Origin of the sequence: Pseudomonas sp. KCJK8993 (assembly GCF_046230915.1) — a bacterium.
Taxonomy (GTDB): Bacteria; Pseudomonadota; Gammaproteobacteria; order Pseudomonadales; family Pseudomonadaceae; genus Aquipseudomonas; species Aquipseudomonas piscis.
In genome coordinates, this window is sequence record NZ_JBJJLO010000072.1 from 1 (window position 1) to 16,654 (window position 16,654).

Annotated in this window: 16 protein-coding genes; 5 read left to right on the top strand and 11 right to left on the bottom strand. The window is 66.4% G+C overall.

The genetic code is table 11. From position 1 onward, the window contains the following. The 6 genes from ACK6AU_RS20760 to pedF form a co-directional block, all read right to left on the bottom strand. Positions 1–1,302 (bottom strand): aldehyde dehydrogenase family protein (locus tag ACK6AU_RS20760; RefSeq protein WP_409301070.1); only part of this gene is annotated, 1,302 nt, incomplete at its 3' end. A gap of 187 nt (positions 1,303–1,489) precedes the next feature. After that, complete coding sequence (gene pedH / locus ACK6AU_RS20765; RefSeq protein WP_409301072.1) at positions 1,490–3,250, bottom strand: PQQ-dependent alcohol dehydrogenase PedH; 1,761 nt, start codon at positions 3,248–3,250, stop codon at positions 1,490–1,492. Positions 3,251–3,553: 303 nt separating this feature from the next. Then, positions 3,554–4,483 carry a quinoprotein relay system zinc metallohydrolase 1 gene (locus ACK6AU_RS20770; RefSeq protein WP_409301074.1) on the bottom strand — a complete coding sequence of 310 codons (930 nt, stop codon included), beginning with the start codon at positions 4,481–4,483 and terminating at the stop codon, positions 3,554–3,556. Between the two features lie 28 nt (positions 4,484–4,511). Next, positions 4,512–5,291, bottom strand: a complete 780-nt coding sequence (locus ACK6AU_RS20775) for a quinoprotein dehydrogenase-associated SoxYZ-like carrier (protein WP_409301076.1) — start codon at positions 5,289–5,291, stop codon at positions 4,512–4,514. Between the two features lie 11 nt (positions 5,292–5,302). Beyond that, positions 5,303–6,178 (bottom strand): substrate-binding periplasmic protein, encoded by an 876-nt coding sequence (locus ACK6AU_RS20780; RefSeq protein WP_409301078.1) that lies wholly within the window; start codon positions 6,176–6,178, stop codon positions 5,303–5,305. Between the two features lie 5 nt (positions 6,179–6,183). Then, on the bottom strand, positions 6,184–6,645 hold the full coding sequence (pedF, locus tag ACK6AU_RS20785; protein ID WP_185702027.1) for a cytochrome c-550 PedF: 462 nt from the start codon (positions 6,643–6,645) through the stop codon (positions 6,184–6,186). A gap of 253 nt (positions 6,646–6,898) precedes the next feature. Here pedF and exaA point away from each other — a divergent pair, with 253 nt between their 5' ends. Continuing rightward, complete coding sequence (gene exaA, locus ACK6AU_RS20790) at positions 6,899–8,794, top strand: quinoprotein ethanol dehydrogenase (RefSeq protein WP_409301080.1); 1,896 nt, start codon at positions 6,899–6,901, stop codon at positions 8,792–8,794. Positions 8,795–8,853: 59 nt separating this feature from the next. Then, positions 8,854–9,513: a pentapeptide repeat-containing protein gene (locus tag ACK6AU_RS20795; protein WP_409301082.1), complete on the top strand. Its 660-nt coding sequence runs from the start codon at positions 8,854–8,856 to the stop codon at positions 9,511–9,513. 173 nt (positions 9,514–9,686) lie between these two features. Here the strand turns inward: ACK6AU_RS20795 and ACK6AU_RS20800 are convergent, their stop codons facing one another. The 5 genes from ACK6AU_RS20800 to ACK6AU_RS20820 all read right to left on the bottom strand — a co-directional run bounded on the left by ACK6AU_RS20800 (position 9,687) and on the right by ACK6AU_RS20820 (position 13,532). Continuing rightward, positions 9,687–10,949, bottom strand: coding sequence for a type II toxin-antitoxin system HipA family toxin (locus ACK6AU_RS20800; RefSeq protein ID WP_409301084.1), 1,263 nt, complete (start codon positions 10,947–10,949; stop codon positions 9,687–9,689). Continuing rightward, on the bottom strand, positions 10,942–11,259 hold the full coding sequence (locus ACK6AU_RS20805) for a helix-turn-helix domain-containing protein (protein WP_241109646.1): 318 nt from the start codon (positions 11,257–11,259) through the stop codon (positions 10,942–10,944). Before ACK6AU_RS20805 ends, ACK6AU_RS20800 begins: the two co-directional genes overlap by 8 nt. 250 nt (positions 11,260–11,509) lie before the next feature. Beyond that, a complete protein-coding gene (locus tag ACK6AU_RS20810; RefSeq protein ID WP_103326945.1) occupies positions 11,510–12,148 on the bottom strand; it encodes a response regulator transcription factor in 639 nt (212 codons plus the stop codon). Beyond that, positions 12,145–13,407: a HAMP domain-containing sensor histidine kinase gene (locus ACK6AU_RS20815; protein ID WP_185702022.1), complete on the bottom strand. Its 1,263-nt coding sequence runs from the start codon at positions 13,405–13,407 to the stop codon at positions 12,145–12,147. Before ACK6AU_RS20815 ends, ACK6AU_RS20810 begins: the two co-directional genes overlap by 4 nt. 2 nt (positions 13,408–13,409) lie before the next feature. Continuing rightward, positions 13,410–13,532 carry a hypothetical protein gene (locus tag ACK6AU_RS20820; RefSeq protein ID WP_260498129.1) on the bottom strand — a complete coding sequence of 41 codons (123 nt, stop codon included), beginning with the start codon at positions 13,530–13,532 and terminating at the stop codon, positions 13,410–13,412. A 161-nt stretch (positions 13,533–13,693) separates the two neighbouring features. On the opposite strand from ACK6AU_RS20820, the gene ACK6AU_RS20825 reads away from it, so the two are divergent. The 3 genes from ACK6AU_RS20825 to ACK6AU_RS20835 are packed head-to-tail and all read left to right on the top strand — an operon-like array spanning position 13,694 to position 16,647. Beyond that, positions 13,694–14,887: an ABC transporter substrate-binding protein gene (locus ACK6AU_RS20825; RefSeq protein ID WP_409301088.1), complete on the top strand. Its 1,194-nt coding sequence runs from the start codon at positions 13,694–13,696 to the stop codon at positions 14,885–14,887. A 30-nt stretch (positions 14,888–14,917) separates the two neighbouring features. Beyond that, complete coding sequence (locus ACK6AU_RS20830) at positions 14,918–15,892, top strand: YVTN family beta-propeller repeat protein (protein ID WP_409301090.1); 975 nt, start codon at positions 14,918–14,920, stop codon at positions 15,890–15,892. Next, positions 15,889–16,647 carry an ABC transporter ATP-binding protein gene (locus ACK6AU_RS20835; RefSeq protein WP_185702019.1) on the top strand — a complete coding sequence of 253 codons (759 nt, stop codon included), beginning with the start codon at positions 15,889–15,891 and terminating at the stop codon, positions 16,645–16,647. The genes ACK6AU_RS20830 and ACK6AU_RS20835 overlap by 4 nt, the downstream gene beginning before the upstream one ends. The last annotated feature ends 7 nt before the right edge of the window (positions 16,648–16,654 follow it).

Genomic DNA, 16,654 nt, shown 5'->3' on the forward strand with positions numbered 1-16,654 from the left:
CAGCCCGGCCCCGAGGCCGAACTCGCTGTCGTTGGCGATCGCCAGGGCTTCGGCTTCGTCCTTGAAGGTGGTCACGCCCACCACCGGGCCGAAGATTTCTTCCTGGAACACACGCATCTTGTTGTGGCCCTTGAGCAGGGTCGGCTGGATGTAATAGCCGCTGGACAGGTCGCCTTCCAAGCGCTCGGCGGCGCCACCGGTGAGCAGCTCGGCGCCCTCCTCCTGGGCGATCCGCAGGTAGGAGAGGATCTTCTCGTACTGCTGTTCGGAGGCCTGGGCGCCGACCATGGTCTCGGTGTCCAGCGGGTTGCCGCGCTTGATCTGCTTGATCTTCTTCAACACCTCGGCCATGAACGGCTCGTAGATCGACTCCTGGACCAGGGCGCGGGATGGGCAAGTGCAGACTTCGCCCTGGTTGAAGAACGCCAGCACCAGGCCTTCGGCGGCCTTTTCGATGAACTTGGGCTCGGCCTGCATGATGTCTTCGAAGAAGATGTTCGGCGACTTGCCGCCCAGTTCCACGGTGGACGGGATGATGTTCTCGGCGGCGCATTTCATGATGTGCGAGCCCACCGGGGTCGAGCCGGTGAAGGCGATCTTGGCGATGCGCTTGCTGGTGGCCAGGGCCTCGCCGGCTTCGCGACCAAAGCCCTGGACGATGTTCAGCACCCCGGCTGGCAGCAGGTCGGCCACCAGCTCGGCGAAGATCATGATCGACAGCGGCGTCTGCTCGGCGGGCTTGAGCACCACGCAGTTGCCGGCGGCCAGGGCCGGGGCCAGCTTCCAGGCGGCCATCAGCAACGGGAAGTTCCACGGGATGATCTGGCCGACCACGCCCAACGGTTCATGGAAGTGGTAGGCGGTGGTCAGTTCGTTGATTTCCGCGGCGCCGCCCTCCTGGGCACGGATGCAGCCGGCGAAATAACGGAAATGGTCGGCGGCCAGGGGGACGTCGGCATTGAGGGTCTCGCGCACCGCCTTGCCGTTGTCCCAGGTCTCGCTGACCGCCAGCCGTTCCAGGTTCTGCTCGATGCGGTCGGCGATCTTCAGCAGGATCAGCGAGCGTTCCTGGACGCTGGTCTTGCCCCAGGCCTCGGCCGCGGCATGGGCGGCGTCCAAAGCCTTGTCGATATCTTCGACCGTGGAACGGGGGAATTCAGCGATCACCTGGCCATTGACCGGCGAAGTGTTGGTGAAGTACTGGCCGGCCACCGGCGGCACGAACTGGCCAGCGATGAAGTTGCCGTAGCGCGGCTTGAAGGACACGATGGCGCCTGGGGTTCCGGGTTGTGCGTAGATCATGCTGGGCCTCTGCGGGTCAATGCCTGTCCACGACAGGCGATGCACCGATGGTAGAGAGCCCCTGGTGCCAGACGAATGCATCGTTGGCAGCAAGGGCTCTCGTCATTTGGTCGTAAAACAGCAGCGGCAAGCCTTAAGCCTCAAGCGGCAAGATCGAAAGCTTGCAGCTAAAAGCTTGCCGCTGCTTTTAGGTCTTGGGCAGCTTGAAGGTCCAGAGCATGCCGCCCTGGTTGAAGTCCTTGACCCGCTTGGCCACTTCGCCGCCCCACAGCGGCACCGCGCCGCCCCAGCCGGAGACCACCGAGACATACTGCTCGCCATCCATCTCCCAGGTCACCGGCGACCCCAGGACGCCGGAGCCGGTCTGGAATTCCCAGACCTTCTCGCCGGTCTTGGCGTTGAACGCCTGGAGGAAGCCTTCCGGAGTGCCGGTGAACACCAGGTTACCCTTGGTGGTCAGCACCCCGCCCCACAGCGGCGCGAAGTTCTTGTGGCGCCAGACCTCCTTGCCGCTGATGGGGTCGATGGCCCGCAGCACGCCGATGTAGTCCTCGTTGAGCGGCTTGATGGTGAAGCCGGCCCCGAGGAACGCCGCGCCCTTCTTGTAGGCGATGCCCTCGTTCCAGATATCCATGCCCCACTCGTTGGACGGCACGTAGAACAGCCCGGTGTCGCGGTTGTAGGCCATGGGCATCCAGTTCTTGGCCCCCAGGAAGGCCGGGGCGACGAACACCGAGCTGCCCTTGCTCTCGCTGCCCGGCGCGCCAGGGCGGCTGGCTTCGTTGTAGATCGGCCGGCCGTTCTTATCCAGGCCGGTGGCCCAGGTGATCTTGTCGACGAAGGGGAAGCCGCGGATGAACTTGCCGTTGGTGCGGTCCAGCACGTAGAAGAAGCCGTTGCGGTCGGCGGTGGCGGCCGCCTTGATCTCCTTGCCGCCCTCCTTGTAGTTGAAGGAAATCAGCTCGTTGACCCCGTCGAAGTCCCAGCCGTCGTGGGGGGTGCTCTGGAAGTGCCACTTGATGCTGCCGTCGTCCGGGTTCAGGGCCAGGCGCGAGGAGGAATACAGGTTGTCGCCGGGGCGCAGGTGGGAGTTCCACGGCGCCGGGTTGCCGGTGCCGAACAGCAGCAGGTTGGTTTCCGGATCGTAGTAGCCGCCCAGCCAGGGCGCGGCACCGCCGGTCTTCCACAAATCGCCCGGCCAGGTCTTGCCCGCCTCCCCCCCGGAGATGCCGTTCTCGATGGCCTTGCCGTCCTTGTACACATAGCCCATGTGGCCTTCCACGGTGGGGCGCATCCACAGCAGCTCGCCGTTCTTCGGGTCGTAGGCCTGGATCTTGCCGACCACGCCGAACTCGCCACCGGCGACCCCGGTGATCAGCTTGCCGTTGACCACCATGGGCGCGGCGCTGATGGAATAGCCTTCCTTGTGGTCGGCGACCTTCTTGCTCCACACCACCTTGCCGGTGTCCTTGTTCAACGCCACCAGCTTGGCGTCCAGGGTGCCGAAGAACACCAGGTCGCCGTACAGCGCCACCCCCCGGTTGATCACATCGCAGCAGGGGCGGATGTCATCGGGCAGGCGCGCATCGTACTGCCAGAGTTTCTTGCCGGTGCGGGCGTCCACGGCGAACACCCGCGAGTAGGAACCGGTGAGGTACATCACCCCATCCTTGATCAGCGGCTGGGCCTGCTGGCCACGCTGCTTCTCGCCGCCGAAGGAGAACGCCCACACCGGCCGCAGGTCCTTGACGTTGTCGACGTTGAGCCTGTCCAGCGGGCTGTAGCGCTGGCCCTGTACCCCCAGGCCGTTGGTGACGATCTGCTGCGGATTCTTCGGGTCCTGGAGGATCTCCTGGTCGTCGACGGCGGCCAGCGCCGCGCCGGACAGCAGCATGGCACTGAGCACCAGGCTCACGGCGAAGAAGGGACGGCGTGGGGGTTGGGTCATGACGGCTACCTCTGCGGTTATTGTTGTCCCCGGGAAATTTTCCCGGCCTGCCGGGAATTCTTGGTCGCGGCCTGCCCGCCAACAATTGCTCGCAGTGCTGAGTTTTCTAGTTCCTTGGTAGAAGAAGAGCAGCGGCCAGCAGCAAGCTACAAGCAGCCCTCCTGGGGAGGTGGCAAGGGAGCGTGCTCCCGCCGGGTGGCGCAGCCGCCCCCGATGGCTGCCACCCCGTTCCTGCCCGGATCACGAATTCAGATTTTGCGACCGCTATGCGGTCGAGCGGGAGCAAGCGCCCTCGCCACGGGATCAGTGGCCGTCGAGGCGTTGCAGGCGCTGGCGCTCGTAGCGCGGATAGAGGTGGCTGACGCTGCGGATCAGCTCGTAGCGGGTCAGGCTGATGCCGGCAAAACGCTCGGGGATCGGGCGGCGGATCATCTCCGCCATGTCGTCGCCTTGTGCCGCGCCGTCGCGCATCAGGCCATCGAGCCAGCCCAGGTAGTCGCGCATCTGGGCAAAGGGCCGGGCATCGGCGGCCAGCGGGCCATGGCCGGGAACGATCAGCTTCCACGGCAGCGCCTGCAAGGTGTCCAGGTCCTTGAGCCAGACCCCGAGCCCCGGGCTGTTGGGGGTGGTCAGCGCGCGCTCGTAGAACACCAGGTCACCGGCGAACAGCACCCCGGTGGTCTCATCGAGGATCGCCAGGTCGGCGCCGGTGTGTCCGCCCAGCCCCAGCAAGCGCAGGCGGTGACCGCCAATGTCGCGCACCCCGGGCTCCAGCACCTGGGTGGGCAGCACCACCTCGGTGCCGCGCATCCAGTCGCCCACCAGGCGATACATGTTTTCCGCCAGGGCCTCGCCCTGCTGGCGCAGCAGGTCCGTGGTGCCGGCCAGGGCACCGATGGGCACATCGGCGAAAGCCTGGTTGCCCAGCACATGGTCCGGGTGGTGATGGGTCAACCACAGCTCGATCACCGGCTTGTCGGTAACGGCGGCAATGGCCCGGCGCAGGGCCTCGCCGTAGCGTTTCGACGGCCCGCTGTCGATCACCAGCACCCCGCTGTCGGTGACGATGAACCCGCTGTTGACGATGTTGCCGCCGTTGGCCTTGGCGAAATTGTCGGTGCTGCCTTCGAGCAGCCAGGTGTCCGCGGCGATCTGCCGGGGGGTGAGTCGATAGTCCAGGTCGGCCCGGGCCGGCAGGCTCAGGCACAGCAGCAACAACAGGATCCAACGCATGGTGGGGCCTCCGGTGAGCACAGGTGATTCAGGGCAACGCGGCCTCGAACTGGTTGCCGCTGTTGTCCCGCATCAGCAGGCGGGTCGGCCCCGGGCCCTGGATATCGAAACCCAGGTTGGGGTTCTCGCTGACCGCCGGGAACAGCTCGAGGCGGGCCAGGCGCTGATCGTTCTGGTCGCGCAATTCGGCGTGGTTGAGGAAGAACTCGGGGATGCCGCTGACCAGGCCGTTATCCATCGGATGGGACACTTGCAGGCGCAGGCGGCTGGCATCGCCCCGGGGATAGCGCCCGCCCAGCACCTCGCCGATGTGCTCTTCCCAGCCGGGCTGGGTGCGCACCACGCTGGGCGCGGTGCAACCACCGCCCGCGGCATCGATCAGGGTCGAACCCACGTGCCACAGGCCATCGCGGGTCTGCACCGCGGCGCGCAGGGGTGTGGCCTGCTCGATGCGAATGCGGATCGACAGCCACGGCAGCACCCGCTCCCCCGGCACGAAATCGACGATGCGCGGCAAGGGGTTGAGCTCGGCCCAGGCCAGGATGCGCACCACCTCGCCGGTGAAGGCCCGGGCATCGATCTCCAGCGGCACCTGGCGCGCATCCTCGGCAAAGGGCGGCGCCAGCAGCTTGACCCGCTCATCGAAGACGAACGCGGCATCGCCCAGCAATTGCTTGTGGTAGAAGGCCCACATCACCGAGGGCACCGGGTCCGCGCCCGGTTGCCGGGACACACCGGGCTCGGCGGCCAGCGCCGGGGTCGCCAAGGGCAGCCAGCATGCCAGCAGCCAGGTCGCTCGCCAGTTCATCGACATTGCTCCTATTGATACATCTGTGGGACCTCGTAACGCAGGCCATAACGGGCGTACAGCGCCTTGAGCCGACCGTCGCGGATCAGCTCTTCCAGGGCCTCCTCAATGGCGTAGGCCAACTGGCGGTTGCTTTCATGCACCGCCATGCCGATCTCCCACAGCGGCTTGCCCAGGTCCGGGTAGGCGTTGTCCGCCAGGGCCAGTTGCGGATCGCCCGCCTGGTGCAACTGCCAGTCGATCTCGCCGCGCATGGCCATCACCGCATCCACCTGCCCGGCCCGCAAGGCACCGAAGGCCTGCTGCACGCTGGGGTAGTGATGGGTCTTGGCACTGAGCAGGCCGTTGAACACCGAGGTCAGGTAGAACGACGGCACGCTGTCCACCTCGACGCCAATGGGGTGCTGCCGGAACACCGCGACACTGGCCACCGAATCCAGCCGGCGGCGGTCGAACGCCACCTGCCAGCGCTCCTCCTGATAGGGGCCGAACATCACTACGTGATCGTTGGCCAGCTCGCCCAGTTCGTTGCGCTTTTGCGCGTAGTCGTGGTCGTAGGGCACGCGCATCATCAGGTCGGCCAACTGCTGGTGGCGCAGCGGGCTGCCGCGCCAGATGTAGTCGCGCAAGTCGTCGTCGAGCTTCTCCCCGGGCGGCGCCCAGATCAGTTGCAAGCGCACCCCCAAGGCCTGGGCCAGGGCTTGCGCCAGCTCGACGTCGACGCCCCGGGGCTGGCCCTGGTCCTGGAAGCTGTAGGGGGCAAAATCCTGGTACACCGCCACCTTCAGCTCACCGGAGGCGATCATGGTGTCGTAGTTGCGAACCCCGGCCTGGGCCGTGGCGCAACACAGCAGCAGGCCAGCCAGGAACAGGGCGAAGCGGCCCATGGCGATCACTCCTCGATGCGCACGCTGTCCAGGTAGGTGCGCACCGCCCACAAGGCTTCCTGGCTCAGGTAGTCGGCCATCTTCGGCATGTATACCCGGCCATCGCGCACCGCGCCGTTGCGCACCCGCTCGACGAACCATTCATCCCCGGCTTCGCCGGCATCCAGCATGCGCAGATCCGGCGCAATGCCTCCGGACTTGGCTTCCAGGCCATGGCAGGCGGCGCAGTTCTGGTTGTAGGCCGAGGCGCCGATCTCCACCGCCTTGTCGTGTTCGGGCGAGGTGCGGTACGGATTGACCGTCGCCCAGCCGTCGCCATCCAGCGTCACCCCGGCGTCCTTGATCGGGGTCAGGCCCTTGGTTTCCACCGCCTGGGGCACCACGTTGCCATGGGCCCATGCGGCGCCGGTGGCCAAGGCACCGGCCAGCAGCCCTGCCACGAGCAAGGCGTTGTGTTTTGTTGTCATTGTCAGGCCCTCAAGATTGCACGCAAGACCTCGCTACAGAGGCCATGGCGTCATCTTAGGAACAGCCCGGACGCGACCGTATGCTGCTTTGGTGGCCGCGTCCTCCTCCCTTGGTAGTAGGGCTTGTGGCGCGGGCCTAAATCAGGTGTCGCCCGGGAATTATTCCCGGCAAGGGCGGGACTTTTTCCGTATCTAAAAGCGCCTCGCGCGGCAGACCCTAGTCAGGCCAAAACCTCCACTGGGAACCGCAACCATGACAATAAGATCGCTACCCGCCCTCTCCCCCCTGAGCCTTGCCGTCCAGGCCCTGCTGCTGGCCGGCAGCCTGTCCCTGGGCGCGGCGGCCACAGCGGCCACCGCCCCGGCGGCACCTGCCAGCAAGGGCGTGACCTGGGAAGACATCGCCAACGACCACCTGACCACCAAGGACGTGTTGCAGTACGGCATGGGCACCAATGCCCAGCGCTGGAGCCCCCTGGCCCTGATCAACGACCAGAACGTGTTCAAGCTGACCCCGGCCTGGTCGTACTCCTTCGGCGACGAAAAGCAGCGCGGCCAGGAATCCCAGGCCATCGTCAGCGACGGCGTGGTCTACGTCACCGGCTCCTACTCCCGGGTGTTCGCCCTGGACGCCAAGACCGGCAAGCGCCTGTGGACCTACAACCACCGCCTGCCGGACAACATTCGCCCGTGCTGCGACGTGGTCAACCGCGGCGCCGCGATCTACGGCGACAAGATCTATTTCGGCACCCTCGACGCCCGGGTCATCGCCCTGGACAAGAACAGCGGCAAGGTGGTGTGGAACAAGAAATTCGGCGACCACAGCGCCGGCTACACCATGACCGGCGCGCCCACCATCGTGAAGGACCAGAAGAGCGGCAAGGTACTGCTGGTCCACGGCAGCTCCGGCGATGAGTTCGGCGTGGTCGGCCAGCTGTTCGCCCGCGACCCGGACACCGGAGAAGAGGTGTGGATGCGGCCCTTCGTCGAAGGCCACATGGGCCGCCTGAACGGCAAGGACAGCACCCCCACCGGCGACGTCAAGGCGCCCTCCTGGCCGGACGACAAGACCACCGAGACCGGCAAGGTCGAGGCCTGGAGCCACGGCGGCGGCGCCCCTTGGCAGAGCGCCAGCTTCGATGCCGAGACCAACACCATCATCGTCGGCGCCGGCAACCCCGGCCCCTGGAACACCTGGGCACGCACCGCCAAGGATGGCAACCCCCACGACTACGACAGCCTGTACACCTCGGGCCAGGTCGGGGTCGACCCGAGCACCGGCGAGGTCAAGTGGTTCTACCAGCACACGCCCAACGATGCCTGGGACTTCTCCGGCAACAACGAGCTGGTGCTGTTCGACTACAAGGGCAAGGACGGCAAGGTGGTCAAGGCCACCGGCCACGCCGACCGCAACGGTTTCTTCTACGTGGTCGACCGCAGCAACGGCAAGCTGCAGAACGCCTTCCCCTTCGTCGACAACATCACCTGGGCCAGCCACATCGACCTCAAGACCGGGCGCCCGGTGGAAAACCAAGGCCAGCGTCCGGCCAAGCCGCTGCCGGGTGAAACCAAGGGCAAGCCGGTGGAAGTCTCGCCGCCGTTCCTGGGCGGCAAGAACTGGAACCCCATGGCCTACAGCCAGGACACCGGGCTGTTCTACATCCCCGGCAACCAGTGGAAGGAGGAGTACTGGACTGAAGAGGTGAACTACAAGAAGGGCTCGGCCTACCTGGGAATGGGCTTTCGCATCAAGCGCATGTACGACGACCACGTCGGCACCCTACGCGCCATGGACCCCACCACCGGCAAGCTGGTCTGGGAGCACAAGGAGCCGCTGCCATTGTGGGCCGGCGTCCTGGCGACCAAGGGCAACCTGGTGTTCACCGGCACCGGCGACGGCTTCTTCAAGGCCTTCGACGCCAAGACCGGCAAGCAGCTGTGGAAATTCCAGACCGGCAGCGGCATCGTCTCCCCGCCCATCACCTGGGAGCAGGATGGCGAGCAGTACATCGGCGTGACCGTGGGCTACGGCGGCGCCGTGCCGCTGTGGGGCGGCGACATGGCCGAGCTGACCAAGCCGGTGGCCCAGGGCGGCTCGTTCTGGGTGTTCAAGATCCCCAGCTGGGACAACAAGACCGCTCAGCGCTGATCGACCTGTGGCGAGGGCGCTTGCTCCCTCGCCTTCACTCCCGCCTGGAGGACCACCCCATGAACTACCTGCCCCTTGCCCTGCTGCTGACCCTCTCCCCCGCCTTCGCGGTGAACCTCGACGACGCCGGCAACGACGTCCCGCTGATCATCAACGGCTGCCTGATCGCCGCATCCAGCCAGTGCCCCGGGGCCGACCTGCGCGGCGCCCAGCTGGCCAACCAGGACCTGGGCAAGATGAACCTGGCCGGCGCCGACCTGCGCGGAGCCGACCTGCGCCATGCCCGGCTGGACCTGGCCAACCTGGAAAAAGCCCGCCTGCAAGGCGCCAACCTGACCCGCGCCAGCCTGCAACAGAGCAACCTGCGGTTGGCGGACCTGAGCGACGCCACCCTGGTGGCCATCCAGGGCTGGGGCCTGTTCGCCCAGGGCGCACAGCTCGCCAACGCCAACCTCAGCGCCGCCTACCTGCAATTCGCCCGGCTCTCCGGAGCCAAGCTGCAGCAGGCCAACCTGCAAGCCGCGGATCTGGAAATGACCTGGCTGAGCAAGGCCGACCTGCAAGGCGCCGACCTGCGCGATGCCAACCTGCAAGAAGCCAAGTTCGGCGAAAGCAACCTGGAACGCGCCGACCTGCGCGGTGCGCGGCAGCATTATGGGAATTTCCAGGATGCCAATATGGAGGGCTGCCAAGGCTGCCCAGGCAGCTGGAGCAACTGACACCGCCTTGTAGCCGCTGTCGAGCGCAGCGAGGCTGCGCACGAGGACGCAGTCCTTGCCAGACCCGACCACTCGCCAAACCGCCAGACGCGACAAGCCTGATGGACCGCGTCGCCGGGCTTCACGGGCACTGCGCACCCGGACGCAGCCTCGCTGCTCTGCGGCTGCGGGTGTTAACCGAGCCGAGCGAGGTTAGTATCGATGCGGGCCTGGATGGTGCGCAGGGTATCCGAGGTGATGTCCCCTGGAAACAGAGCTCTGGCCCTGAGGGTAAAACCGCTGGCCACCTGGCAGATGCGCTCGATGATGTCGATGGCAACACCGTTCGATAGCTCCGCTTCTTCCACCGCAAGCCTGAGCAGATGCTTGCGGCTGACGTCCAGCGCCTCGCCCAGTACATCCATCTGGTGATAGCCTCCCGGCCCTTCGCAGAAGGTCACGTCATAAGCCGGCGCCAACTGCCAGTGGCCGCTTGAAGACATGAGGTAGGCGAAGTTCTTGGGATGGTCATCGCGGTTGTTGAACGCCACGTTGAACACGACCCGTGCAAAGGCCAGCGCCTTTGCCCGCACATCGTTGCAACAGTATTGGCTGGCCCGCAGGAAAGCGGTGTAGTCCAGCGCGCCGGCCGCCCGGAAATCCGCACCGGTCAAGGCAGCGAGGCTTTGCATGGGCACACGCATTCCGTTGTGCCGATCAAAGCGTCGGGTGGCGAAAGCCGCCTGGCCATTGGGCAATGCGAAATGCTCGGTGTCCGAGGTATCGATGGCACATTCGCGCAAGCACTGCGCGTAGACCGCCTCGATGGCACAGACCTCAGGGTGCTCACCCGTCCCCGGAAACTTGATCAGCCAAGCATCCAGGCCCGGCCCGGCCACTGTACTGAAGCGGCCATCCACAGGATCGCGATAGAGCAACGCCTTGGGGCGTGCGCCATGGGGGGAACCGCCCATCAACAGCAGTTGCTGCAAGAACTCCCCACCCTCGCCATGCAGCACGTGCTCGACCTCTGCCGCCAAACGCTCCAGGGAAATGTCTTCAGGCGCCATGAGCAGGTCTGGCGCCACAGGTTCGAATGACATCGCGCCCATGGCATGGTCGCCAATATAGGCCAAGCGCTCCAAAGGACCGATCCGCGCAGGGTTGAGGCCACGACGCTTGAACAAACGGTCCATCAGCAGCATGCCCCAACCATCAGGCAGCGAGTCATAGACCGGCCCCGGCAATCCCATCTGATGCACGGGAAAGTCCCTGCGCAGCCGCGGCCCCTTCAACGGCAAGCGCAAGGCCGATAGTTCCAGACCCCGGTCCAGGGCCTGCTCGCTGTACTCGAAGGCAATCAACGGACGGCCGGTGAGCGCGGTCGTGGACACCAAAGACCCCCAGCGCCAGTGCTCCGCCCAACCGTCGTAGTAGATGTCGACCTGTTTAAGCATCGCCAGCCTTCCTCTTCACGCGCCGCCGTTGGGCGCCCTGCTCATAACGCAGGATGTCATCGAGACTGTCCAGTTGCGGTAGGAACAGTTGCTCCAGCTCAGGCAGACGCCCCAGCACCATGGCCACCCGAACCACGCTGTCGAACGCCACGCTGCGCCCAGCCTCCAGGTTGGACAAGGTTCCGACCCCAACGCCAGCACGCGCCGCGACTTCGGCCTGGGTCATTTGCTGGGACAGGCGTTCCTGGCGCAGGCGAGCGCAAAGCTGCTTGACCACTTCATCAGGCCTGACAAACGCTAAATCCATCATATCGAGCCTTATAGCCAGGAATCCCACTTAACCTTGGTCATTATAGAATTCACCATAAGCCTATAAAGGCCATATAACTCTATAAATTCATGGTTTATAGATAAAAATAGCAGATAAACTCCAAAATAATGAATTTATATCTCCATGCACGGCCACGAACCACCTTCCATGGGGTGGCGGCACGTTACCGGCCTGGACTCATCGCCCACGAACCTGTTCAAACCGCAAATATAGCCAGACCACCACAGGCCTATCCCGCCACCCGCACCACCCCCATGTCGATCCCCAGATGCACCAGCTGCGCATGGGAACTGACCTGCAACTTGCTCTTGAGCAGGGTCAGGTGGTTGGACACGGTCTTGGTGCTGATGCACAGCTGCTCGGCAATCTCCCGCGCCGGCGTGCCGCGGGCCAGCATCACGAAGATCTCCAGCTCACGCTGGGTCATGCTCTGCAAGCGCGGGTCGCTGGCGCCGGCCTGGGGCGTGCAGGCCAGCTGGGTGGCCAGGGCTTGCTCGATGTAGGCGTGGCCCGCCAGCACCCGCTGCACCGCTTCGATCAGCACCTGGGGCGCCGAGCTCTTGGTCAGGTAGCCCGAGGCCCCCGCCTCCAGGGCCTGGCGCACCAGGGGCAGTTCGTCGTGCATGCTGAAGAACAGCACCCGCAGCTGTGGCAAGCGCTGGCGCAGGCGCCGAGTGGTCTCCAGGCCACTGATGCCGGGCAAGCCGAAGTCCATGATCACCAGGTTCGGCACCTCTTCCAGGACCCGGGCCAGGGCCTCCTCGCCATTGGCCGCTTCGCGGACCTGCATCGCCGGCAACGCCGCCCGCAGCAGGCTGGCGTAGCCCTGGCGGACCACGGCATGGTCGTCGACCAACAAGATGTTCATCGGGCCTCCAGGGGAATGGCCAGGGCCAGCGCCCAACCGGCGCCGGGACGACTGAGGATGCGCAGTTCGCCCCCCAGGCTGCGGGCGCGCTCGGCCATCGAATGCAGGCCGACCCCGGGACGCTGGGGCTGGCAGGCGCCGCGGCCGTTGTCCCGCACCCACAAGCGCAAGCCGCGACCACTGCGTTGCAGGCGTACCCGCACCTGGCTGGCGTCGGCATGCCGGGCAATATTGGTCAGGGCCTCCTGCAACAATCGGTACAGGTGGGTCTTGCTCGCCATGGACAGCGTTGGCAGGTCCTCGCTCAACCTCAGCTGGCAGGCGATGCGCTGGGTGTCCTGCCACTGGCTCACCAGCATCTGCACCGCGGCAGGCAGCGACACGTGCTGCAAGACGACCGGATACAGGTCCTGCACCAGGCTGCGAAAACCTTGTTGCAGATGCTGGCAGTTGTGCTCCAGCCGCTCGGCCGTCTGCGCCACCGTGGCCGGCTCGCCAGCCACCAGGCGCAGCAGGCAGGCCTGGGCGCGGATACCGGCCAGGTACTGGCCGAGATCGTCGTGCAGGGTCTGCGCCAGCTGGGTCCGTTCGCGCTCCTGCACCGCCAGCAACGCCCGGGTCAGTTGCGCGTTGTCGGCCCGGGTCTGCTCCAGGGCCGAGGTCATGCGGTTGAAGTGCCCGGCCAGTTGCAGCGCTTCGGGCAGGCCGCTTTCCGGCAGGCGCACCGCCAGTTGTCCGGCCGACACTTGGCCCAAGGCCCGCAGCAGGTCATCGAGCAGGCCAATGCCACGGCGCACCGCCCAGCGAATGGCCAACAGGCTCAGGGCCAGGGCCAGGGCGCACAGGCCCAAGAGTTGTTGCAGGGAATCCCAGGCTTCGTCGATCTCGTCCCGGGCATCGACGGCGATCAGCACCCGGCGTCCGTCGCTCAAGTCCAGCAGCCGGCTGGCATGCTGGCGCTCGCTGAACAAGCGGCGGCCGAGCCAGGCTTCCCAGTCCGATTGTTCGGGCAGGCGGGCACTGGCGCCCGGTTCCAGCCAATGCACCCGCACATGGCGCAGGCTGCGGGTCAGGCGCGCTTGCAGGCTGGCCGGGTCACGCTCGGCGGTCTCGCCCAGATACGCCACCACGGCCTCGGCGGACTGCAACTCGCGCTCGACATCGGCCAAGGCCTGGTGCCACAGCAACCCGGCACAAGCCAGGGTCACCAGGGCGAAAAAACCGCTGACCCACAGGTTGATCCGCCACAACGCCGACATGCCTAGTGCCCCGGCGCCAGCGGCACCGCCGGTACCGGCAGCGGGCGCGAGCCATGCGGGCGATCGACGCCGATCAGGCTGAGGATCAGCAGCAGGGGCAATAGCAGCAGTTTGATCAGGCGCATGGGCGTTGGCTCCACAGTGGCCAGGGGCTCTGCTGGCCATGCTAAGACCGCCACCGCCGCGCCGGACTACTACCTTGGTACTGGCCGGGCGCTACTTTCTGCATATTCCTGCGCTGCGATGCTCTTTCTATGCTGGCGCCACCTGCCGTGGAGAGCCGCCGATGCGCCAGCCCGCCCCCCTTGCCCTGACCTGCCTGCTGGCCCTTTCCATGGCCCTGGGCGGCGTCCAATGCGCGCGGGCCACGCAAGTGGCCGAGCCCAGCCTGCAGGTGCGCATCGGCTACCTGGGCTATCGACCCGACGCTGGTCCGCTGCTCTCGAACATCATTCCCGAACCCGCCGATGCCGGCCTGCAAGGCGCCGAGTTGGCGATCGTCGACAACAACAGCACCGGGCGCTTCCTCAAACAGCGGTTCGAGCTGGTCAGCGCCAGCGTCGACAGCCCCGAGGCGCTGCTGCAAGCCGCCCGGGCCCAGCACGAGCAGGGCCTGCGGCTGTTCGTGGTGAACGCCCCGGCGGCCAGCTTGCGCGCCTTGTCCGCCGCCCTGCCCGACAGCCTGCTGTTCAACGCCGGCAGTCCCGACGACCGCCTGCGCAGCGACCAGTGCCTGGGCAACGTGCTGCACAGCCTGCCGAGCCGGGCCATGCTGGCCGACGCCCTGGTGCAGTTCCTGGCCCTGCGCAAATGGCAGCGGGCCTTGCTGGTGGTCGGCCAGACCGAGGATGACCGAGCCTACGCCCAGGCCCTGCGCCGGGCCATGAAGCGCTTCGGCCTGCAGATCGTCGCGGAAAAAACCTGGAGCTTCGACAACGACCAGCGCCGCAGTGCCCAGGCCGACATGCCGTTGTTCACCCAAACCGCCGAGTACGACGTGGTGCTGGTGGCCGACGAGCGCGGCGACTTCGGCGAATACCTGCCCTACCAGACCTGGTACCCGCGCCCGGTGGCCGGCACCCAGGGCCTGACCCCTACCGCCTGGCACAAGAGCGTGGAGACCTTCGGCGCCGCGCAATTGCAAAAGCGCTTCGAAGCCCAGGCCGGGCGCTGGATGAACGACCGTGACTTCGCCGCCTGGATGGCCGTGCGCAGCATCGCCAGCGCGGTGCGCACGTTGCGCCAGGCCGAGCCCCGAGACCTGCAACAACGGCTGCTGGGCGACCAGTTGCCGCTGGATGGCTTCAAGGGCCGCAAGCTCAGCTACCGCCCATGGAACGGCGAGCTGCGCCAACCCATTGCCCTGGTGCAGCCCCGGGCCCTGGTCAGCACTTCGCCCCAGGAGGGTTTCCTGCATCCGTTCAATGAAATGGACAGCCTGGGCTACGACCGTCCCGAAGTGACCTGCCGCTATCCCTGAGCCGCCCCCTACAACAATAAGGAATCCGCCATGCGCCGCCCTCTTCTTCGCCGCTCCACGCTCTGCGCGGCCCTGCTGCTCGCCACCGGGCACGCCCTGGCCGCCACGGCCTGGGTCTCCAACGAGAAGGACAACAGCCTGAGCCTGATCGACATGCAGACCCTGGAGGTCACCGACACCCTGCCCGTCGGCCAGCGGCCCCGGGGCTTGTTGCTGTCCCACGACAACCGGCTGCTGTACATCTGCGCCAGCGATTCGGATCGGGTCCAGGTGATGGACGTGGCCACCCGCAAGATCGTCAAGGAGCTGCCGTCGGGCAAGGACCCCGAGCAGTTCGCCCTGCACCCCAATAACCGCTGGCTGTACGTATCCAACGAAGACGATGCGCTGGTGACGGTGATCGACACCCAGACCGCCAAGGTCCTGGGGCAGATCGACGTCGGTGTCGAACCCGAAGGCATGGCGGTCAGCCCCGACGGCAAGTGGGCGGTCAATACCAGCGAAACCACCAACATGCTGCACTGGATCGACACCAGCACCCAGACCCTGGCCGACAACACCCTGGTGGACCAGCGCCCGCGTTTCGTCGAATTTTCCCCGGACGGTTCGCGCCTGTGGGCCTCGGCGGAAATCGGCGGCACGGTGACCATCCTCGACGTGGCCACGCGCCAGGTGCTCAAGACCCTGGGGTTCAAGATCAAGGGCGTGCACTCGGACAAGGTCCAGCCGGTGGGGATCAAGCTCAGCGCCGACGGCCGGTACGCCTTCGTCGCCCTGGGCCCGGCCAACCATGTGGCGGTGATCGACGCCAAGACCTTCGAGGTCCTCGACTACCTGCTGGTGGGACGGCGGGTCTGGCAATTGGCATTCACCCCGGACCAGCGCCAATTGCTGGCCACCAATGGGGTCAGCGGCGACGTCTCGGTGATCGACGTGGAGCAGCGCAAGGTGCTCAAGTCGGTGAAGGTCGGGCGTTACCCCTGGGGCGTGGTGGTGACCCCATGAAGGCCCTGGAGGTGTGCCAGCTGAGCTTCGCCTACGGCCCGCGCCGGGCCCTGGACCAGGTCAGCCTGAGCCTGGCTCCCGGGCGCTTCGCCGCGCTGCTGGGGCCCAACGGCGCCGGCAAGTCGACACTGATCGCCCTGCTCACCCGGCTCTACGACCTGCAACAGGGCGACATCCGCGTCGGCGGCTGCTCGCTGCGCAACGCCGCACGAGCGGCCCTGCGCCAGCTGGGGGTGGTGTTCCAGCAAAGCACCCTGGACCTGGACCTGAGCGTCGAGCAGAACCTGCGCTACCACGCCGCCCTGCATGGCCTGTCCAGGCGCCAGGCCCAGGCGCGGGTGGAGGCCGAGCTGCAACGCCAGGGCCTGGACGAACGCCGCCGCGAGCCGGTGCGCCAGCTCAACGGCGGGCACCGGCGCCGGGTGGAGATCGCCCGCGCACTGCTGCACCAGCCGCGCCTGCTGTTGCTCGACGAAGCCAGCAGCGGCCTCGACCCGGCCAGCCGCCTGGCCCTGGGCCGGCATATCCGCCAGCTGTGTGAGGAGCAACAGCTGAGCGTGCTGTGGACCACCCACCTGCTGGATGAAGTACAGGCCGACGACCAGTTGCTGGTCCTGCACCAGGGGCGCCTGGTGGCCAGCGGCGAAGCCGGCGCGGTGAGCCAGGCCCATGGCGGCGACCTGGGCACGGCCTTTGCCCGCTTGACCCCAGCGACACCGCCCCCCTCGATGGCGACCGGAGGACACCCGGCATGAACACACC